The sequence below is a fragment of the Leifsonia poae genome, from assembly GCF_050632195.1.
In the GTDB taxonomy this organism is placed as follows: Bacteria; Actinomycetota; Actinomycetes; order Actinomycetales; family Microbacteriaceae; genus Leifsonia; species Leifsonia poae_C.
In genome coordinates this window covers 3,268,608-3,286,552 of the sequence record NZ_CP192580.1, presented here as the reverse complement: position 1 = coordinate 3,286,552, position 17,945 = coordinate 3,268,608, and the positions used below count along the sequence as shown (strand labels likewise).

18 protein-coding genes and 1 pseudogene are annotated in these 17,945 nt (G+C 67.9%); 8 read left to right on the top strand and 11 right to left on the bottom strand.

What is annotated here, in order from left to right:
* Positions 1–47: 47 nt before the first annotated feature.
* On the bottom strand, positions 48–857 hold the full coding sequence (purU, locus tag ACQ86A_RS16575) for a formyltetrahydrofolate deformylase (protein ID WP_431280471.1): 810 nt from the start codon (positions 855–857) through the stop codon (positions 48–50).
* Positions 858–1,063: 206 nt separating this feature from the next.
* On the opposite strand from purU, the pseudogene ACQ86A_RS16570 reads away from it, so the two are divergent.
* The 4 genes and pseudogenes from ACQ86A_RS16570 (at position 1,064) to ACQ86A_RS16555 (ending at position 5,068) form a co-directional block, all read left to right on the top strand.
* Positions 1,064–2,538 (top strand): annotated as a pseudogene (locus tag ACQ86A_RS16570) (purine-cytosine permease family protein).
* Positions 2,535–3,095 carry a cysteine hydrolase family protein gene (locus ACQ86A_RS16565; protein ID WP_431278048.1) on the top strand — a complete coding sequence of 187 codons (561 nt, stop codon included), beginning with the start codon at positions 2,535–2,537 and terminating at the stop codon, positions 3,093–3,095. Before ACQ86A_RS16570 ends, ACQ86A_RS16565 begins: the two are co-directional and overlap by 4 nt.
* 120 nt (positions 3,096–3,215) lie before the next feature.
* On the top strand, positions 3,216–4,439 hold the full coding sequence (locus ACQ86A_RS16560; RefSeq protein ID WP_431278047.1) for an MFS transporter: 1,224 nt from the start codon (positions 3,216–3,218) through the stop codon (positions 4,437–4,439).
* 5 nt (positions 4,440–4,444) lie between these two features.
* Positions 4,445–5,068, top strand: a complete 624-nt coding sequence (locus ACQ86A_RS16555; protein WP_431278046.1) for a phosphoribosylanthranilate isomerase — start codon at positions 4,445–4,447, stop codon at positions 5,066–5,068.
* A 254-nt stretch (positions 5,069–5,322) separates the two neighbouring features.
* Here the strand turns inward: ACQ86A_RS16555 and nagA are convergent, their stop codons facing one another.
* From nagA to ACQ86A_RS16525, 6 genes are all read right to left on the bottom strand, one after another.
* On the bottom strand, positions 5,323–6,495 hold the full coding sequence (gene nagA / locus ACQ86A_RS16550; RefSeq protein ID WP_431278045.1) for an N-acetylglucosamine-6-phosphate deacetylase: 1,173 nt from the start codon (positions 6,493–6,495) through the stop codon (positions 5,323–5,325).
* Positions 6,495–7,280 carry a DeoR/GlpR family DNA-binding transcription regulator gene (locus ACQ86A_RS16545; protein ID WP_431278044.1) on the bottom strand — a complete coding sequence of 262 codons (786 nt, stop codon included), beginning with the start codon at positions 7,278–7,280 and terminating at the stop codon, positions 6,495–6,497. The genes nagA and ACQ86A_RS16545 overlap by 1 nt, the downstream gene beginning before the upstream one ends.
* A 63-nt stretch (positions 7,281–7,343) precedes the next feature.
* On the bottom strand, positions 7,344–8,204 hold the full coding sequence (locus tag ACQ86A_RS16540) for a class II fructose-bisphosphate aldolase (RefSeq protein WP_431278043.1): 861 nt from the start codon (positions 8,202–8,204) through the stop codon (positions 7,344–7,346).
* A 79-nt stretch (positions 8,205–8,283) separates the two neighbouring features.
* Positions 8,284–9,210, bottom strand: a complete 927-nt coding sequence (locus ACQ86A_RS16535) for a 1-phosphofructokinase family hexose kinase (protein WP_431278042.1) — start codon at positions 9,208–9,210, stop codon at positions 8,284–8,286.
* Positions 9,207–10,229: an ROK family protein gene (locus ACQ86A_RS16530; RefSeq protein ID WP_431278041.1), complete on the bottom strand. Its 1,023-nt coding sequence runs from the start codon at positions 10,227–10,229 to the stop codon at positions 9,207–9,209. The genes ACQ86A_RS16535 and ACQ86A_RS16530 overlap by 4 nt, the downstream gene beginning before the upstream one ends.
* Entirely contained in the window at positions 10,226–11,104 is an 879-nt protein-coding gene (locus ACQ86A_RS16525) for an SIS domain-containing protein (RefSeq protein WP_431280470.1), read from the bottom strand. Before ACQ86A_RS16525 ends, ACQ86A_RS16530 begins: the two co-directional genes overlap by 4 nt.
* A gap of 335 nt (positions 11,105–11,439) precedes the next feature.
* Between ACQ86A_RS16525 and ACQ86A_RS16520 the strand changes: the two genes are divergently transcribed.
* From ACQ86A_RS16520 to ACQ86A_RS16505, 4 genes are all read left to right on the top strand, one after another.
* Positions 11,440–12,681, top strand: a complete 1,242-nt coding sequence (locus ACQ86A_RS16520; protein WP_431278040.1) for an extracellular solute-binding protein — start codon at positions 11,440–11,442, stop codon at positions 12,679–12,681.
* 10 nt (positions 12,682–12,691) lie between these two features.
* Positions 12,692–13,675 carry a carbohydrate ABC transporter permease gene (locus ACQ86A_RS16515; RefSeq protein WP_431278039.1) on the top strand — a complete coding sequence of 328 codons (984 nt, stop codon included), beginning with the start codon at positions 12,692–12,694 and terminating at the stop codon, positions 13,673–13,675.
* On the top strand, positions 13,672–14,571 hold the full coding sequence (locus tag ACQ86A_RS16510) for a carbohydrate ABC transporter permease (protein ID WP_431278038.1): 900 nt from the start codon (positions 13,672–13,674) through the stop codon (positions 14,569–14,571). The genes ACQ86A_RS16515 and ACQ86A_RS16510 overlap by 4 nt, the downstream gene beginning before the upstream one ends.
* 236 nt (positions 14,572–14,807) lie before the next feature.
* The gene (locus tag ACQ86A_RS16505) at positions 14,808–15,977 is read left to right on the top strand and encodes a hypothetical protein (protein ID WP_431278037.1); all 1,170 of its coding nucleotides are present in this window, start codon (positions 14,808–14,810) and stop codon (positions 15,975–15,977) included.
* Here ACQ86A_RS16505 and ACQ86A_RS16500 read toward each other — a convergent pair.
* The 4 genes from ACQ86A_RS16500 to ACQ86A_RS16485 are packed head-to-tail and all read right to left on the bottom strand — an operon-like array spanning position 15,968 to position 17,893.
* Positions 15,968–16,318: a DUF2834 domain-containing protein gene (locus ACQ86A_RS16500; protein ID WP_431278036.1), complete on the bottom strand. Its 351-nt coding sequence runs from the start codon at positions 16,316–16,318 to the stop codon at positions 15,968–15,970. The genes ACQ86A_RS16505 and ACQ86A_RS16500 overlap by 10 nt on opposite strands.
* Positions 16,315–16,527, bottom strand: a complete 213-nt coding sequence (locus ACQ86A_RS16495; RefSeq protein WP_431278035.1) for a hypothetical protein — start codon at positions 16,525–16,527, stop codon at positions 16,315–16,317. Before ACQ86A_RS16495 ends, ACQ86A_RS16500 begins: the two co-directional genes overlap by 4 nt.
* A complete protein-coding gene (locus ACQ86A_RS16490; protein ID WP_431278034.1) occupies positions 16,524–17,267 on the bottom strand; it encodes a hypothetical protein in 744 nt (247 codons plus the stop codon). Before ACQ86A_RS16490 ends, ACQ86A_RS16495 begins: the two co-directional genes overlap by 4 nt.
* Complete coding sequence (locus ACQ86A_RS16485) at positions 17,264–17,893, bottom strand: MerR family transcriptional regulator (RefSeq protein ID WP_431278033.1); 630 nt, start codon at positions 17,891–17,893, stop codon at positions 17,264–17,266. The genes ACQ86A_RS16490 and ACQ86A_RS16485 overlap by 4 nt, the downstream gene beginning before the upstream one ends.
* Positions 17,894–17,945: the final 52 nt, after the last annotated feature.

The following is a 17,945-nucleotide window of genomic DNA, read 5'->3' as shown; positions in this document are numbered from 1 at the left end:
GCTGCGCCCGATCCGCTCATGCTGCGCTCCGTCCGGTCATGCTGCGGCTACCGGAAGATGATCGTGCGAGCGCCGTCGAGGAGCACGCGGTCCTCGGCGAACCACTTCACGGCCTGGGTGAGCGTGCGGCTCTCCTCGTCCTGCCCGATGGCGACGAGCTCGGCGACGCTGCGCGAATGGTCGACCCGCACGACGTTCTGCTCGATGATCGGGCCCTCGTCGAGGTCGCTGGTCACGAAGTGCGCGGTCGCGCCGATCAGTTTCACGCCGCGAGCGTGCGCCTGCCGGTACGGGTTCGCACCCTTGAAGCCGGGGAGAAAGGAGTGGTGGATGTTGATGGCGCGTCCCGCGAGGCGCTCGCACAGCTCCGGGGAGAGGATCTGCATGTAGCGGGCGAGCACCACGAGTTCGATGTCGTGCTCCTCGACGGCCTCGAGAACCCGGGCTTCGAAGTCGGCCTTGCTCTGCGCATCCGTCACCGGCCGTGACTCGAAGGGCACACCGTAGAAGCCGGCCATGTCCCGCAGGCTGCCGTGGTTGGAGAGCACGAGCGGGATCTCCACCGGCAGTTGGCCTGCGCGCTGACGGAAGAGCAGGTCGTTGAGGCAGTGGGCGGCGGTGGATGCGAGCACGAGCGTGCGCAACGGGCGGCCGACGATGTCGACGTTGTGCGACATCCCGAACCGGTGGATCACGGGCGCGAGCGCCTGCTCGAACTCCTCGCGGGTCGCCTCGGACTCGACCTGCAGCCGCATGAAGAAGCGCCCGGTGTCCGTGCTCGCGAACTGCTGGCTCTCGGTGATATTGCCGCGGGCGGCCACGATCGCACCGCTCACCGCGTGCACGATGCCGGGCATGTCGGCGCAACTGAAGGTGAGCACCCAGTGGTTCGGCCGGAGTTCGGCGGGCGTGCTGGTCGAGGGGGTCGAGTCGGTCACCCGTTCAGGGTAGCGGGATGCGGTCGCCCGCGTTGCGCGCGACGGTGTCTGGTGCGCGGTACGCGCGTGCGCGCAGGTGCGCGCAGCCATTGACGCCGCGCCTCCCGGTGAAGTTGGATCGACGCATGACGAGCGTAGGCGAGGACAGACCCGATGTTCCGAGCACACCGGCCCAGACTCTGGGCGTGGAGCTGAACGGGCTCAACACCATCCACGAGAGCGAGCGCAAAGGACGCGCTCGCGACCTCTTCTGGCCCTGGTTCGGTGCGAACGTCTCGGTGTTCGGGCTGAGCTACGGATCGTTCCTGCTCGGGTTCGGGATCTCGTTCTGGCAGGCGACGATCGTCGGGGTTCTCGGCATCGTGATCTCCTTCCTGTTCTGCGGCTTCATCTCGTTGGCGGGCAAGCGCGGATCGGCACCGACGATGGTGCTCAGCCGCGCGATGTTCGGGGTGGACGGCAACCGGCTGCCGTCGATCCTGTCGTGGCTGTTGACCGTCGGCTGGGAGACGGTGCTCACCTCCCTAGCCGTGCTCGCGACCGCGACCGTGTTCACGCAGCTCGGCTGGGAGGGCGGCGTCGCCACCCAGGTGGTCGCACTCGTCGTCGTCGCGGCGTTGATCATCGCGGGTGGCGTGATCGGCTTCAACCTGATCATGCGGATGCAGCAGGTCATCACGATCGTCACGGGCGTTCTGACCGTCGTCTACATCGTGCTCGTGCTCGACCACATCGACATGAACGCGGTCGCATCGCTTCCCGCCGGTGACTTTCCGCGCGTGGTCGGCGGATTCGTGTTCATGCTCACCGGGTTCGGTCTCGGCTGGGTGAACGCGGCGGCCGATTACTCGCGCTACCTTCCGCGCTCGACCCGCAGCTCGGGCGTCGTCGGCTGGACGACCTTCGGCTCGTCGCTGGCTCCGGTGATCCTCTTGATCTTCGGGATCCTGCTCGCCGGCTCGTCGAAGGACCTCAACACCGCGATCGCCTCCGACCCCATCGGCGCGCTCGCCTCGCTGCTGCCGACGTGGTTCCTGGTGCCGTTCGTGATCGTCGCCGTTCTCGGGCTGGTGGGGGAGCGGTTCTCGACATCTACTCGTCAGGTCTCGCGCTGCTGAGCGCCGGCCTGCGCGTGCCGCGGTATGTCGCGGCCGGGATCGACGGGGTGATCATGACTGCCGGCGCGATCTACGTCGTCTTCTTCGCGACGGACTTTCTCGGTCCGTTCCAGGGCTTCCTGATCACGCTCGGCGTCCCGATCGCGGCATGGTGCGGCATCTTCATCGCAGACATCCAATTGCGCAAGCGGGACTACGCCGACAAGGAGCTGTACGACCGCCGGGGCCGCTACGGGAGCATCCGGTGGCTGCCGATCTCGCTGGTCGTGATCGGCACTGCGATCGGGTGGGGGCTCGTGACGAACGGCTCCGCAACTTGGCTGGCCTGGCAGGGTTATCTGCTCGGTCCGTTCGGGCTGGGCGGCAAGGAGGGCGACTGGGCTTTCGCGAACCTCGGCGTGCTCGTCGCCCTTGTCATCGGCTACCTCGGCACGCTCCTCTTCAGCCGCGCGGCGATCCGGCGCCAGGAGCAGGCGTCATGACCGATGCTCAGGACGCGCCGCACCTGGTCGTTATCGACATGCAGAACGTGTTCGGCGACCCGGCCAGCGACTGGTTCACCCCGGAGTTCGACCGGGCCGCGGGGGTGATCGAGCGGATGCTGCCCGCATTCGGCGAGAACGTGATCTTCACGCGGTTCGTCGCGCCCGAGCATCCTGAAGGCGCCTGGATCCCGTACTACGAGCAGTGGCCGTTCGCGCTGGTTCCCGAGGATGACCCGCTCTACGATCTCGTGCCGTCGTTGAGCACGCGAGGGCACAAGGTCGTCACCGAGACGACCTTCGGCAAGTGGGGCGAGGATCTCCGTGCCGCGCTCGACGGCAGCCTCGAGATCGTGCTGGTCGGCGTCTCGACGGATTGCTGTGTGATCTCGACTGCCCTCGCGGCCTCCGATGCGGGGGTGCATGTCAGAGTGGCGGCCGACGGATGCGCCGGGCTCAGCGAGACCGACCACCAGCGTGCTCTCGACGCCATGGCGTTGTATGCGCCGCTCATCGAGATCACCGACTCCTCGACCGTGCTGGACGGCATCCGCTAAACTCTTTGGTGGTCGTCGGTTGTCGTTCGGCCCTGGGCGCGCACAAAGGCGCGTAGTCGACCTGCCGTTCGCGAGTTACTCGGAATCGGCGGGGAACGCCGTTCGTTGGACATTCTCGTCATGTCTGCCACTTCAACGTCGCCGATCAAAGCCGTATCCAAGTTTCCGTGGGTGGGGCTGATCGCGCTCGCCGGGGCCGTCTTCCTCTCCGTCACCAGTGAGATGATCCCGACCGGGCTGCTGCCCGACATGAGCGAATCGCTGCACGTCAGCGAGGCTCAGATCGGGTTGCTCGTCACCGTCTTCGCCTTCACGGTCGTCATCACCAGCACGCCGCTCACCGCGCTCACCAAACGCTGGCCGCGGCACGGGATGATCGTGGGGATCCTCGTCGTGCTCGCCATCAGCAACCTGCTCACCGCCCTCGCACCGGACTACGCCTTCGTGGTCGGCTCGCGCATCCTGGGCGGTATCGCGCACGGCATGTTCTGGTCGATCGTGGGTGCATACGCCGGCCACCTCGTTCCCAAGGAGCAGATCGGACGCGCTGTGTCGATCACGCTCGGCGGCGGAACCCTGGCGTTCGTGTTCGGTGTTCCGCTCGGCACGTTCGCGGGGCACGTCTTCGGGTGGCGGCTGTCGTTCGGATTCCTGGCGGTGCTCATGCTGGTCGGCGCGGTGCTGGTGTGGCGGTTCCTGCCGGCGGTCGAGCGGGATCAGGATGCGCATCCCCGCCGGGCGCGCGGCACGAAGCGTCCCAAGGACGCGACCGTCATCGCCGTCGTGATGGTGTGCCTGGTGGCCGCTGTCACGATGATCGGTCACTACGCGTTCTACACATTCGTGGTGCCCTTCCTGACGGATGCGATGGGCGTTCCCTCGGGCAACGTGGGCGGGCTGCTCTTCTTCTACGGGATCGCCGGTGCTGCGGGGTTGGTGCTCGCTGGATCGGTGTTCGGTCCACGGCCGCAGCTGGGGCTCATCCTGGCCCTGGCGGTCACGGGAGTCTCCGTGGTGGCGCTCTCGGTGTTCGCCGCGATGCCGGTTCTGGCGATCGCCGCGTTCGTCGTCTGGGGCCTCGCGTTCGGAGCGCTTCCGCCGCTGCTGCAGACGAGACTGCTTCACACGGCGTCGCCTGCATTCCGCGACACATCGAGCGCGCTCTACACGACAGCATTCAACATCGGGATCGGCGGCGGTGCGCTGCTCGGGTCGATCGTTTACGACCGCGGCGGATTGCTCGTGCTGCCGTACGTATACGTGGGATTGCTGGTGGTTTCGCTCGCGCTGGTGCTGGTGATCGGACGCATGACAAAGACGCGCGCCGCTGCCCCGATAGCCTGAGAAGCATGTGGGTAAAGGTATGCGGGCTGCGTGATTCCGAGTCGGTCGCAGCGGCTGTCGAGGCGGGTGCGGATGCCGTCGGGTTCGTCTTCGCGCCGGGGAGCCCTCGCGAGATCGACCCGGATCGTGCGCGGTCGCTGGTGGGAAGCGCATCCGGAACCCTGACGGTCGGGGTGTTTCGTGATCAGCCGGTCGACGAGGTGATCCGGATCGCGCGGGAGGCCGGTGTGGATGCGGTGCAGCTGCACGGATCGGAGACGGTGGCCGATCATGAGGCGGTGCGGGCGGCGGGATGGCCGACGATCCGGGCGATGGCGGCGCGGGACTATGTGGGGGCGGGGTCGGGGTCGGGGTCGGGCTCGGTCGACGGCGACGGGCATCCGGCGGAGTATCTGCTGCTCGATGCACCCAATCCGGGAGCGGGCGAGGTGTTCGACGGTGCGCAGCTGGCGGCTCGGCCGCCGAGTCGGCCGTGGGTGCTGGCGGGTGGGCTCGACCCGGGGAACGTGGCCCAGCGCATCCGGGAGCTGCGACCGTGGGGTGTGGATGTGTCGAGCGGGGTGGAGACGGCGCCGGGGGTCAAGTCGCCCGCGCTGATCGCACGGTTCGTGGCGGCCGCGCGCGGCTGACGCGCGGTGCGGGTGACGCGCGCTGTGGCTGACGCGCGCTGTGACGTCGCGGAGGCTCTTCGCGCGACTGAGTGGTCCCGAATTGCCGTGTAATCACGTGATTACACGGCAAGTCGGGACCACTCGATGCGGTTCGCCGGGGCGGGAACGGAGCGGGCCCGATGAGGGGGCGCGACACGCCGTCAGCGGGGTGGGGGAGGCGGCGTGTTGCGACCCCTCGATGTGAGGCGGCGGGACGCGTCAGGGGCGGCGGGTCAGGGGAGGGGTGTGCCGGCGGTCCAGACGGAGCGGACGGTGAAGTCGGGGTCGAGGAGCACGGCGTCGGCGGCGTATCCGGGGGCGAGGCGGCCGAGGTCGTGGCCGCGGCCGACGGCTGTTGCGGGGATCTCGGTGAGGGCGCGCACCGCATCCTCGACGCTCACGCCGACCTCGTACACGGCGCGGCGCAGGGCGTCGTCGAGCGTGAGCGTTGAGCCCGCGATCGACCCGCCCTCGGCGAGGCGGGCGACGCCGTCGCGCACCGTCACGGCCAGGGAGCCCAGGATGTAGTCGCCGTCGGTCGAGCCGGCCGCGGCCATCGCATCCGTGATCAGGGCGACGCGCCCGGGGGCAGCGGCGAAAGCCATCCTGACCACCTCCGGATGCACGTGTACGCCGTCGTTGACGATCTCCAGGGTGACTCCCGGCGTGTGGGTCGCAGCAGCGACGGGCCCGGGCGCGCGGTGATGGATCCCGTCCATGCCGTTGAAGGCATGTGTCAGGATGCTCGCGCCGGCCGCGAACGCATCGAGCGTCTGCTGGTAGTCGGCTCCGGTGTGCCCGACCGCGACAGACACGCCCGCTTCGTGGAACGCGCGCACCGCATCCAAGCCGCCCGGAAGTTCCGGCGCCAGGGTGACCTGGCGCAGAGTGCCGTCGGCGGCTGCGAGCAGACGCTCGATGTCAGCGGGCGTGGCGGACCGCAGCAGCGCCGGGTCGTGTGCGCCCTTGTGTGCGACGTCGAGGAACGGACCCTCGAGGTGACTGCCCAGGATGCGCGGATCGCCGGGCATGAGCGCGGCGACCGCGGCGACGCGCTCGGCGAGCGCATCCACCGGTGCCGTCACGAGCGAGACGACGAACCGGGTCGTGCCGTGCCGCTGGTGGAGGTCCATACCGGTCCGGATGCTCTCCGGGCCGTCGTCGAAGGATGCGCCGCCACCGCCGTGGCCGTGGATGTCCACGAATCCGGGTGTGAGCCACGCACCCGCAGCGTCGACGACCGCGACCGAGTCAGAAACTGCACCCTCGACAACGCCTGCGCCCGCGCGCCAGCCTTCACCGGCGCCGACCGCGGCGACCGCGTCGCCTTCGAAGCGGACCCAGCCGTCGTCGTGGATGCGCCCGTCGGTGACGAGTCGGGCGGAGTGGATGACCGTGACAGGCATTATGCGACGATGACCTCGATGCCGTGATCGGCGAAAGCGGCGCGCTGCTCGGCCGTGATTCCGCTGTCGGTGATGAGCGTGTTGAGCACCTTCGGCCCGCTCAGTGTGGCGAACGCTTTGCGGCCGATCTTGCTGGAGTCGGCGACGACGATCGCGCGTGTCGCCCTGCGGGCCATCAGCGAGTTGACGCTGGCCTCACCCTCGTCGTGCACGGTGGCGCCGACGATCGGGTCGATGCCGTTGACGCCGATGAACGCGATGTCCATGGTGATCTTCTCGAGCACCACGTCGCTGTACGGGCCGACCAGCTCGTAGGAGCGTGCGTGGACGACTCCGCCCGTCACGACGGTCTTGATCTGCGGGCGCATGACGAGTTGCGCCGCGATGTTGATGGCGTTTGTGACGACCGTGAGATTCGGATGCGGCGACGGCTCCATGAGGTCGGGGCGCGAGCCGAGCACGGTCGCCACGGCCGTGCTGGTGGTGCCGCCGACGAGGCCGACGACGGCGCCTCGGGGGACGAGCGCGCTGGCGGCCTGCGCGATCCTGAGCTTCTCGGGGGCGTGCTGCTCGCGCTTGTACCGGATGGGCAGGTCGTAGGCGACCGACTGGCCGACCGCGCCGCCGCGGGTGCGCGTGAGGAGCTGCTGCGAGGCGAGGGCGTCGAGGTCCCGGCGCGCGGTCGCGGCCGAGACGTCCAGCTTGACGACGAGGTCGTCGACCTCGACCTGACCCGTCTCGGCGAGCAGGTCGAGCACCGCGTTGAGCCGTTCGGCCCTGTTCATCGTCGCACCGTCATGGTTGCACTCTCTGCGTGAGGGATCGTGGAGGCGTTCTCGTCAGTTTCGTCACCTGGCGGCACCGTCTGCCGGCCCAGACACCGCGAACAGTGCGAGCAGCCTGGCCGCTTCCGTCGTCACCGCGGCGCGTCCTTCGCGCATGTACTTGCGCGAGTCCACGACCTCGGGATGCTCGGCCAGGAATCGGCGCACGGCATCCGTGAAGAAGCCGTTGAGGTGGGTGGAGACGTTGACCTTGGTGATGCCGGAACGGATCGCCGACACGATCGTCTCATCCGATGCGCCGGACGAGCCGTGCAACACGAGGGGAACGGGGACGGTGGCGTGCAGCCGGCCGATCAGGTCGAGGTCGAGGGATGCGGTGCGCTCGGTCATCGCGTGCGAGCTGCCGACCGCGACGGCGAGGGCGTCCACTCCGGTCTCGTCGACGAATCGTCGCGCCTCGTCAGGGTCGGTGCGCACTCCCGGGGCGTGGGCGCCGTCTTTGCCGCCGATCTCGCCGAGCTCGGCTTCGACGAGCACGTCGTTGGCGTGGGCGTACTCGACGACGCGCACGGTCGCCTCGACGTTGCCCTCGTAGTCGAGCCTGGCCCCGTCGAACATGACGGACCCGAATCCGAGGTCGATCGCCTGCCGGGTGAGTTCCTCGTCTTCGGCGTGGTCGAGGTGCACGGCGACGTGAGCCTGCGATCCGGCGGCGATGGCGAGGGTCGCTCGCGCGATCGCCTCGAGGCCTCCGTGGTAGGCGACACAGTTCTGCGAGATCTGCAGGATGACCGGCAGGCCGGCGTCTTCGGCCGCGGTGGCGAGCGCTTCCGCCGTCTCCAGGTGGATCACGTTGAAGGCGCCGATGCCCGTGCGGTTGGCAGCGGCGGCGTGCAGAAGGTCGGCGGTGGGGACGAGCGGCATCGGGTGACTTTCTTCGTGATCGTGAGTGGCGGACGGTGGTGGTGGATCAGGTGGTGGTGGTGGACCAGGTGGTGGTGGATCAGGACGAGAAGACGAGCCGGGACTCCAGCTCCGGGTACGAGGGGTCGAGCTCGCCGGCGAGCGGAGCGAGAACGGCGGCCGCCGACCAAGCTGTCGCCCGGCGCAGAATCGGGGCCGGGTCGGTGATGCCTGCGGCGAGGCAGCTCGCCACGGCGGCGACCCCCGCATCCCCGGCTCCGGTCGCGTTGCCGTGCAGCGGTTGGGGGAGTCGGGCGCTGAGCACTTCGCGGGCTCCGGATGCGCTGGTGCCGACCGCGAGCATCCCCTCTTCACCGAGGGAGACGAGCACCAGCTGGGCGCCGAGCGCGAGCAGGCGCTCGGCGCCGACGATCGGGTCGGATTCGCCGGTGCTCTCAGCGAGCTCGCGACGGTTGGGTTTGAGGACCGTCGCGCCAGCCTCGGCGGCAAGGAGCAGGCCCGGACCGATCGCATCCACGATGCTCGGGATGCCGTGGGCGGTCGCGAGCGCCACGAGCCGCGCGTAGAAGTCAGCCGGCGCATCCGGGGGCAGACTGCCAGAGCCGACGATGCAGGTGGCCGGGATCGCGAGGCGTTCGACCGCATCCCGAAACGCGTCCCACTCGGCATCGCTGAGCGCCGCGCCGGTCTCGTTGAAGATGGTGGTGAGCCCGCTGCCGGTGTCGACGATGGCGACGCTGCTTCGGGTGGGGGCTGCGACCGGGACGACCTCGTGCGGCACGCCGCCGGCGAGGAGGTCGTTCACGAGTTCGAGGCCTGTCGGGCCGCCCGCGGTGGTCAGGGCGAAGGCATGCCCACCGGTCTGGGCGATGACACGGGCGACGTTGATCCCTTTGCCGCCGGCACGTGAGGCGGGAGCCGCGACGCGGTGCGTCTCGCCCACCTCGAGCGCGTCGACCCGGTAGGTGAGGTCGATCGCGGGGTTGGCGGTGACGGTGAGGATCACGCGGAGGCCCTCTCGGCAGCGGGAGCGGCGGCAGACGCAGAAGCAGCGGGACGCGCCGCAGACATGTCAGCGTCAAGCAGGTCGCGGGCACGAAGGGCAGCGCCGATCACCCCCGCATTCTCGCCGATGCTCGCCGGCAGCAGGAGCGGACGGCGGTGGAAGGTCAGGATGGCGTCGAGCTTGGCGGCTAGCGGCTCGAAGAGCGCCGGACCGGCCTGGGACAGGCCTCCGCCGATGACGATCGCCTCGGGCGCCAGCAGGGCCACGGTGTGCGAGAGGTCGAGGGCGAGCGCGTCGAGCGCGCTCTCCCAGATGGCCACCGCATCCTGATCGCCGCTCTGCGCGAGGTCGAGCACTTCTTTCGCGCCCGCGATCGGGATGCCCGTGCGAGCGGTATAGCGGCGGGCGATGGCGGCGGCCGACGCAACGGCTTCAAGGCAGCCCACACCGCCGCAGGCGCAGGCAGGGCCGTCGGCAACCCGGGAGTGGCCCATCTCGCCGGCCATGCCGCCACCGGCATACAGCTTGCCGTCGATGAAGATGGCGCCGGCGATCCCGGTGCCGATGGCCATCACGACCACATCGTTGAAGGGTGCGGCCGCACCGAGCCGGTGCTCGGCCTCGCCAGCGCCGCGCACGTCGTGGCTGAAGGAGACGGGGAGCCCGATCGTCGCCTCCGCGCGATCGCGGAACGGGTAGTCCCGCCAGTCGAGATTCTCGGAGAAGACTCCGACGCCCGCTTCGTCGTCCACGTGTCCGGGCACGAGCAGCCCGGCAGCCAGCGGTTCGACGTCAGGATGCTGGCCGCGGAATCTGGCCGCGAACTCGCCCACGGCGGCGACGACCGCATCCGCGGTGCGTTCGCCGTCGTGCGGGGTCGGCCGACGTTCGAGGGCACGGATGCGCCCCTCCCCGTCGATGAGGGCGGCCTTCATGTCCGTGCCGCCCACGTCGAAGGCGAGCACGGCGCCGCCGGCACCGAGTTCGGCGCCGGCAGCGGTGGACGACAGTGAGTTCACGAGGCCAGGATGACAGATCGCGTGAGGTTGCGGGGGCGATCCGGGTCGAGATCGAAGCGGCGGGCGCGGGCGAGAGCCACCCGCTGCGCGCGGATGAGGTCGGCGAGACCATCGAGGGACGAGTTCTCGAAGTGCGCGCCGGTGACGGCGACATCCCCGGCGAGTCCCTCGGGGGCGTCGCCGAACATCCAGGTGACGCGGCCGGGCGCTGCGATCGCTATCGGGCCGTGGCGGTACTCCTTCGCCGGGTACGACTCGGTCCATGACTGTGACGCTTCGCGCATCTTCAGCGCGGCCTCGTGCGCCAGGCCGACGGTCCAGTTCGTGCCGAGGAAGCTGTACTGGTCGGCGGTGACGAGCGGCTCGGCGAGTTCCTCGTCGACGGCGAGGGACGCATCCCTGATCGCCGCATCGAGGTTCTCGCCCAGAGAGGCGCGGACGAACGCCAGCGCCGTCGTCGCGAACCGCGTCTGCACGACGGACTCCTCATCGGCGAACGGCAGCTTCACGACGTCGTCGACGAGATCGACCAGCGGTGTCTCCGGGTCGCCCACGATCCCGATCGTTCGAGCACGGCTTCCGGATGCGCGGAGCTGGGCGAGCAGTTCGAGCACCTCGGTCGTGGTGCCCGAGCGGGTGATCGCGACGATCGCGTCGTAGTCGCGGTCGACGAAGGCTTCGGATGCGGCGAACGAGTCGGTCTGACCGAGACCGGCCGTCTCGCGCAGGGCGGCATAAGACTGGGCCATGAACCACGAGGTTCCACAGCCGACGACGGCGATGCGCGCGCCCGCGGCCGGGAGCAGTTTCTGCTCTGTGCGCAGTTCGACGGCGCGCGCCCAGGTCTCCGGCTGGGAGCGCAACTCGGCTTCCATGTGCGCTCCGAGGTGTGATCGATCCGTCACTGATCCGTCTCCTGTCTCGCGGTGATGACTCAATGATCGCTTATGAGCGATATACCTGTCTAGTAATCATCTTCAATCGTTATTTGCCGCTGTGTGTCCGCTAGGCGCGCCGCATGTAAATGCCTTGTAACGATGTAATGCCCCGCGCTTGACGGATACGGGCGGGCGCGCAATGATTCGAGCATCGACTGAATGCAAATGTTTGTTTGTTCGCAGAACGAATCACAAAGCATCATCCCAGACGCACCGTTGCGCACAATGTTCCTTGCCGTGACGGTCCGTTTCATCCGAGAGTGAGGAAGTCAATGAAGAAGTCTCTGCGATGGGGCGCGGCGATCGCGACCGCCACTGTGGCCACGATGACGCTCGCGTCGTGCGGGTTCGGCGGCGGGTCAAGCAACTCGTCCGGCGACGACAAGTCGCTCACCCTGATGGTCGCCAGCTACTCCGACAACACCAAGTCCGAGTGGCAGCAGATCATCAAGGACTTCGAGGCCAAGAACAGCGGCATCAAGGTCAGCCTCGACGTGCAGTCCTGGAACGACATCAACGACGTCATCAAGACGCGGGTGCAGGCCGGCAAGCAGCCGGACATCCTGAACATCGACGCTTTCGCCGGGTTCGCCTCCGACGACCTGCTCTACCCGGCCAAGGACATCGTCTCCAAGGCGACGCTGGACGACTTCCAGCCGGCGTTCGCGAAGAACGCGAGCATCGACGGCACCCAGTACGGTCTGCCGTTCATCGCATCCGCCCGCGCCCTGTTCTACAACAAGGACATCTTCGCCAAGGCCGGTGTCTCCGCTCCGCCGAAGACCTGGGCCGAGCTCGAGGCTGCAGCCCAGAAGATCAAGGACTCAGGCGCGATCGGCTACGGCATGCCGCTCGGCAGTGAGGAAGCTCAGGCCGAGACCGCGATCTGGTTCTACGGGGCCGGCGGCGGATACGGTGACGCAAAGAAGCTGACGATCGACACCCCCGAGAACGTTGCGGGAGCGACCGAGATGCAGAACCTGATCACCAAGGGTCTGACCGAGGCCAACGCAGGCTCGACCGACCGGACCCCGCTGCTCAACGTCTTCGTGCAGGGTCAGATCGGCATGCAGGTCGGCCTCCCGCCGACAGTCGGCCAGATCAAGGACAAGAACGCGAGCCTCAACTACGGCATCGCGCCCATCCCGACCAAGGACGGCTCGTCGTTCACTCTCGGTGTCGCCGACCACCTGATGGCCTTCAAGAACAAGACGGACAAGACCGCCTCGATCAAGAAGTTCCTCGACTACTTCTACTCGAAGGACGTCTACTCCAAGTGGGTCACCGCTGAGGGCTTCCTGCCGACCACCAAGTCGGGTGCGGAGGAGATGGCCTCGAACGAGACCATCAAGCCGTTCCTCGACCTGCTGCCCGACGCGAAATTCTACCCGTCGACCAACCCCAACTGGACCGCCGCACAGGGCGCCATCCAGACCCAGATCGGTCAGCTGGGCCAGGGAGCGGCGCCGGCAGACCTGCTGAAGGCGATCCAGGCGAAGGCCGACGGTCAGTAGTCCGCACAGTATGAGTCACACCATCGATCCAGCATCGACCTCGGCGGAGGCGGCGACCAGCCGCCTCCGCTCCGGGGTGCGCGGCGGCGGCCAACCGGCTCGCCGCCCACCGGGCGCCGGCGCGTCCGACCTCGCCCGCGCGGTTCCGTGGACGCTGCCGGCGCTCATCCTGATCTTCGGCGTCGTGCTCTTCCCCGCCGGCTACATGATCTTCAACTCGACCCGCAAGATCTCGGTGGCGGGCATCGACCACGGTTCGGTCGGTTTCGCCAACTACGTGACCGTGCTGTCTCGGCCCGAGCTGCCGGGCATCCTGTTCAACACCCTGCTCTGGGTCGTCTCGGTCGTCGTGATCACCGTGGTGATCTCGTTGGCGCTGGCGCAGTTCCTCAACAAGAACTTCCCCGGCCGTCAGTGGGTGCGCATGGCGATCCTGATCCCGTGGGCAGCCAGCGTCGTCATGACGACGACGGTGTTCGTGTACGGGCTCGACCCGTTCTACGGCATCATCAACAAGTTCTTGGTGGACGTGCACATACTGGCCGAGCCGTTCGGGTTCACCAAGGAGCCGGTGCCGGCGTTCCTCTCGTCGATCGCGATCGCGGTGTTCGTGTCGCTGCCGTTCACGACGTACACACTGCTGGCCGGTCTCGCGGGCATCCCAGGGGACATGCTCGAAGCGGCGAAGGTCGACGGGGCAGGCGCAGTGCGCACCTACTTCGGCGTCACGCTGCCGAACCTCCGCAACGCGATCGCGCTGGCGAGCCTGATCAACATCATCAACGTGTTCAACTCGCTCCCGATCCTCAAATTGATGACCGGGTCCATCCCCGGCTATAAGGCGGACACGACGACGACCTATGTGTTCAAGCTCCTGCAGGGCGAGCAACGGATCGACCTGTCGAGCGCGCTCAGCGTGATCAACTTCCTGATCGTGCTCGTCGTCGTCGCCCTCTACCTGTGGATCGTCAAGCCGATGAAGGAGGTCTCGTGACCGCGCCGGCCACCACCCTCGCAGCTCCGGTGCAGCGGCCCGCCCGCAAGCGCCGCCCGAGCGAGAGCAGGATCACGGGTCGCGTCGTCGGCCGGATGATCGGCGGACTCGTGATCGCGCTCATCTTCGTGATCCCGTACCTGATCATGCTGATCAGCTCGTTCAAGAGCCGGTTCAACATCCTGACGGTGCCGCCGACATATTGGCCGACGGAATGGCATCCGGAGAACTACATCACGATGTGGTCGACGCCGGAGACGCCGCTGCCGCAGAACCTCATCTCGACGATCGTCATCTCGGTGTTCGCGACGGCGCTCGTGCTGCTGGTGTGCGTGCCTGCGGCGTACTACACGGCGCGGTTCCGATTCCCGGGACGAGGAGTGTTCCTCTTCCTGGTGATCGTCACGCAGATGCTGCAGCCGACGGTGCTGGCGACCGGTCTCTTCAAGGAGATGGTCGCTCTCGGACTCAACGACACCTGGCTTGCGATGATCCTGATCAACGCCGCCTTCAACCTGGCGTTCGCGATCTGGATCATGCACAACTTCTTCGCCGGAGTGCCGAAGGAGGTCGACGAGGCCGCGCAGCTCGACGGGGCCGGCAAGTGGACCGTGCTCTTCCGGGTGCAGCTCCCGTTGGTGTGGCCGGGCATCGTCACCGCGATCATTTACACCTTCGTGGCGTCGTGGAACGAGTTCGCGGCGAGCCTCGTGATCCTGTCGACGGATGGGAACCAGCCGCTCTCCGTGGCCCTCACGAAGTTCGTCGGCCAGTACGACGCCGCCTGGCAGTACGTGTTCGCGGTGTCCGTCGTCGCGGTCATCCCGGTCGTGGTGCTGTTCATGCTCATCGAGAAGCGCCTCGTCGGCGGTCTCACGCAGGGCAGCGTCAAGTAAGCCGCCTGCCTCGGCAGGCCGGACAGGAGGGTGCCCTCGCCGTGTGGCGCGATGGGGGCACCCCTGATCCGCGTCCCGATGCTGATCGCTTCCCGATGCAGTAGTGCATCCGACTGGCGTACGATCACGCTGGGATGAACGCGCAGAGCTTGTTTGGCAGACTGGTCGCATGACCGCGAGGGAACGAATCGGCATGCTCACCGAAGGGGTCAGTCGCTCCGCGGGCACGCATCCTGGTGGCCGGTCGCGAGTACCGCTGGTGGATCGTGGTGCTTGCCGTCTACGCCGCATCGCGCGTCTTCACGACCACCCTCATGGTCACGTTGTTCTTCGCCGCGTCGGTCGGCGACTGGCATTTCGCGAGCTCGCGCGCCGACCCGAGCTTCTTCACGTTCTCCGGGTCTTGGGATGCGTCGTACTACCGCCGCATCGCCGAGCACGGCTACCCGACGGTGATCCCCACCGACGCCGACGGCAACGTCATGCAGAACGAGTGGGCCTTCCTGCCCTTCTTCCCCTGGATCGTCCGTGGTGTGATGTTCGTCACGGGCTTGGGCTTCTACCCGGCCGCGATCATCATCGCCACGGCTTTCGGGGCCGCTGCCACCCTCGTGCTCTATCGGCTCGTCGCCTCCCGAGTGGGGACGACGAGCGGCCTGTGGGCGGCTGTGCTCTTCGCGTTCGGACCGCTGGCGTTCGTGTTGCAGATCGCCTACGCCGAGAGCCTGTTCTTCTTCCTCATGTTTTCGGCGCTGTGGGCGATGGTGTCCCGGCGATACTGGTGGATCATCCCGATCGGCGTGGCCGCCGCTTTTACGAAACCGGGGGCGCTCGCGCTGCCGTTGGCGCTCGCGGTGGTCTACGTGGTGCGACTCGTGCAGCGGCGGCGGGCGGGCATCCCGTTCCCCTGGCAGCAACAGGTGGCGGTGCTCGTCGGCGGGTTCGTGACCAGCGTGGCCGGGCTCGCGTGGCCCCTCATCGCATCCGCGGTCACCGGCTTTCCCAACGCGTACCTGCAGACCGAGCTCTCCTGGTGGACAGGATTCGTCGGGCGCGTTCAATTCGTGCCGTTGACACCCTGGTTCCTCTTCACTTGGAAGTACGGGAGCATCTTCGGCGTGCTTCTGATCGTCATCGCGATCGCGGCGTTCGTCTGGATGCTGACGCGCCCGTCCGTGCGCGCGCTCGGTCTCGAGATCGTGGCGTTCTCGGCCAGCTACGCGCTCTACCTCTTCGCGGTGTTCCTGCCGCAGCAGAGTCTGTTCCGGCTGCTCATGCCCCTCGCGCCTTTGGCTGGCGCGCCCGGACTGACGCACAACCGGCGGGCACGGATGATCGCGCTGATCTGCGGGATCGCGCTGCAGCCGGTGGCGCTGATCCTGCTCTGGTTCGTCGGCTACCCCTGATCGGCTGAGGCCGATGCCCGGGCCAGGATGCGCCGCTCCCGCGCGCACAAGAACAGCGGCAGCGAGAACGCCAGCGCCACGACCGGGATGAGGATCAGGTAGAGCCAGAGCCCGCGCATCCTGAGCCGCCGGGACTCGGTCACCATGAAGACGATCGCGGCGACGGCGACCACCAGCAGGTCGATGCCGAGCGAGGTGACCGCAGGTCCGCTGCCGAACCAGTCGCCGAAGAAGTCGCGGTGGGCGGTGATCGCGACGATGTTGAAGCTCCAGGTGCCGATGAGGCCGAGGATCGCGAGGACGAGGTAGATGATGGCGCGGGCGTTCCAGGTGCGGGTCATCGTGCTCCTACGGTGGTCGGCGCCGGTTGGCGGGGATGAGTGCGGTTGGTCATGGCGACCACTGCGACAGCCGCAGCAGGAGCTAAGACCGCGATCGCGAATCCGGAGGCGAGGAAGACGCCGTCGGGATGCACGATCGACTGGCCAGCGATCGCCTGGAAGGTCACCAGGACGACGACGGCGGCGTAGGTCGCGGTCGCGACGATCACCAGCCCGAGGCGCGTGCGGTCGTCGGCGAGCAAGGTCCAGCGGCGGCCGATCCAGCCGAGCAGGATGGCGAAGAGAGGCAGCAGTTGCAGGGCGTGCATCCCGATGAAGTGGGGGATGCGCAGGTCGCCGCCGACGGTGCTCCAGCCGAGCAGGGGAGGCCGGGGCCGCCGTCAGGGAGCCCGACGGTGTGTGCGCCCGCGATGCCCTGGAAGTCGGCGAGCTGCGAGCTGGTCGGACCGGTCATCAGGTAGGCGAGTCCCATCCCGACGAGAGCGATCAGACCGCCCGCTCGCACGGCGAGAGTCAGCGAGGGGGTGGGCAGCCGCAGGAAGAAGACCAGGATCGTCGTGAGGAAGGTGCACACGTAGAGCACGGTGATCGAGACGGCCATGACCGCCCAGACGGCAGTGGAGAAGCCGGTGGAGACGTTGAAATGGCTGGTGGTTCCGGCGGCAGCGGCCCCGACGATCAGCACCTGCTCGACGATCAGGGCGACAGCGATCACGGTGCCGGTGACGTGGGCGACCCGCCGCCACCGAGGGAGGTGCGCGATGAGCCACGCCCAGGTGACGCTGTAGAGCAGGATCGAGAGCGAGAACTTGAGGGGCTTGAGCCAGGTGTCGACGCCGGTGACCTGGCGGTGGTCGACGAGAAGGCCGACGAGGCAGATGACGGTGCAGAGCACCATGAGCGCGGCGACCGTCATCAACGGGCGGTGCCAGGCGAACACTTTCTTCATGAGAGACGCCTTTCGGAAGTGACTTGGGCCTGCGCGATACGACGCAGACCGAGGGAGAGGGTGTCGCCGAGCACGGTGCCGACCACCATGAGCTCGGCCATGTCGGAGGGGTCGGCGAGCTCGCCAACCGCGATCAGGTCGGCCGTGGCCACACGGCGGGCTGCGTCGGCGTAGGCGTCGAGGTAGCTGTCGGGAAGTTCGTAGCCGGCGTTCGCGAAGGCGTCGACGGCCTGCGCGGCGATCCCGCGGCCGACGTTGTCGTGGCACTCGGGCGCCCATCCTGCGCGGTCGATGAGGGCGTCCACACGCCCGAGTGAGCGCGTCGACGGTTCGGCGGTGTCGGATGCGGTGGTGCGGGCGAGCGCACGTTGGGCGACCTCGAAGGTCTCGGCGATCGGCGCATCCGGCCGATCGAGAGCGTCGAGCACCTGGCGGATCGAGCCGATCGACAGCCGGCCGACCTCGAGCATCGCCCGGATCAAGCGGAGTCGGTGCTCGTGCTCGTCGGTGTACTCGGTGCGATTGCCGCCGACGCGCTCGCCGACAGGCAGGAGCCCCTCGCGCACGTAGAACTTGATGGTGGCTGCGGCGGTGCCCGACCTGTCGGCGAGTTCAGAGATGATCACGCACTGATAGTAGCACTACCGGTAGTGCCACTACCAGTGGGAACCCGACGCC

What these genes read in the sequence shown, in the direction of transcription:
- purU (WP_431280471.1), bottom strand. Translation starts at nt 857, where the DNA reads ATGCCCGGCATCGTGCACGCGGTGAGCGGTGCGATCGTGGCCGCCCGC.
- ACQ86A_RS16565 (WP_431278048.1), top strand. Translation starts at nt 2,535, where the DNA reads ATGACCGATGCTCAGGACGCGCCGCACCTGGTCGTTATCGACATGCAG.
- ACQ86A_RS16560 (WP_431278047.1), top strand. Translation starts at nt 3,216, where the DNA reads ATGTCTGCCACTTCAACGTCGCCGATCAAAGCCGTATCCAAGTTTCCG.
- ACQ86A_RS16555 (WP_431278046.1), top strand. Translation starts at nt 4,445, where the DNA reads ATGTGGGTAAAGGTATGCGGGCTGCGTGATTCCGAGTCGGTCGCAGCG.
- nagA (WP_431278045.1), bottom strand. Translation starts at nt 6,495, where the DNA reads ATGCCTGTCACGGTCATCCACTCCGCCCGACTCGTCACCGACGGGCGC.
- ACQ86A_RS16545 (WP_431278044.1), bottom strand. Translation starts at nt 7,280, where the DNA reads ATGAACAGGGCCGAACGGCTCAACGCGGTGCTCGACCTGCTCGCCGAG.
- ACQ86A_RS16540 (WP_431278043.1), bottom strand. Translation starts at nt 8,204, where the DNA reads ATGCCGCTCGTCCCCACCGCCGACCTTCTGCACGCCGCCGCTGCCAAC.
- ACQ86A_RS16525 (WP_431280470.1), bottom strand. Translation starts at nt 11,104, where the DNA reads ATGGAAGCCGAGTTGCGCTCCCAGCCGGAGACCTGGGCGCGCGCCGTC.
- ACQ86A_RS16520 (WP_431278040.1), top strand. Translation starts at nt 11,440, where the DNA reads ATGAAGAAGTCTCTGCGATGGGGCGCGGCGATCGCGACCGCCACTGTG.
- ACQ86A_RS16515 (WP_431278039.1), top strand. Translation starts at nt 12,692, where the DNA reads ATGAGTCACACCATCGATCCAGCATCGACCTCGGCGGAGGCGGCGACC.
- ACQ86A_RS16500 (WP_431278036.1), bottom strand. Translation starts at nt 16,318, where the DNA reads ATGACCCGCACCTGGAACGCCCGCGCCATCATCTACCTCGTCCTCGCG.
- ACQ86A_RS16490 (WP_431278034.1), bottom strand. Translation starts at nt 17,267, where the DNA reads ATGAAGAAAGTGTTCGCCTGGCACCGCCCGTTGATGACGGTCGCCGCG.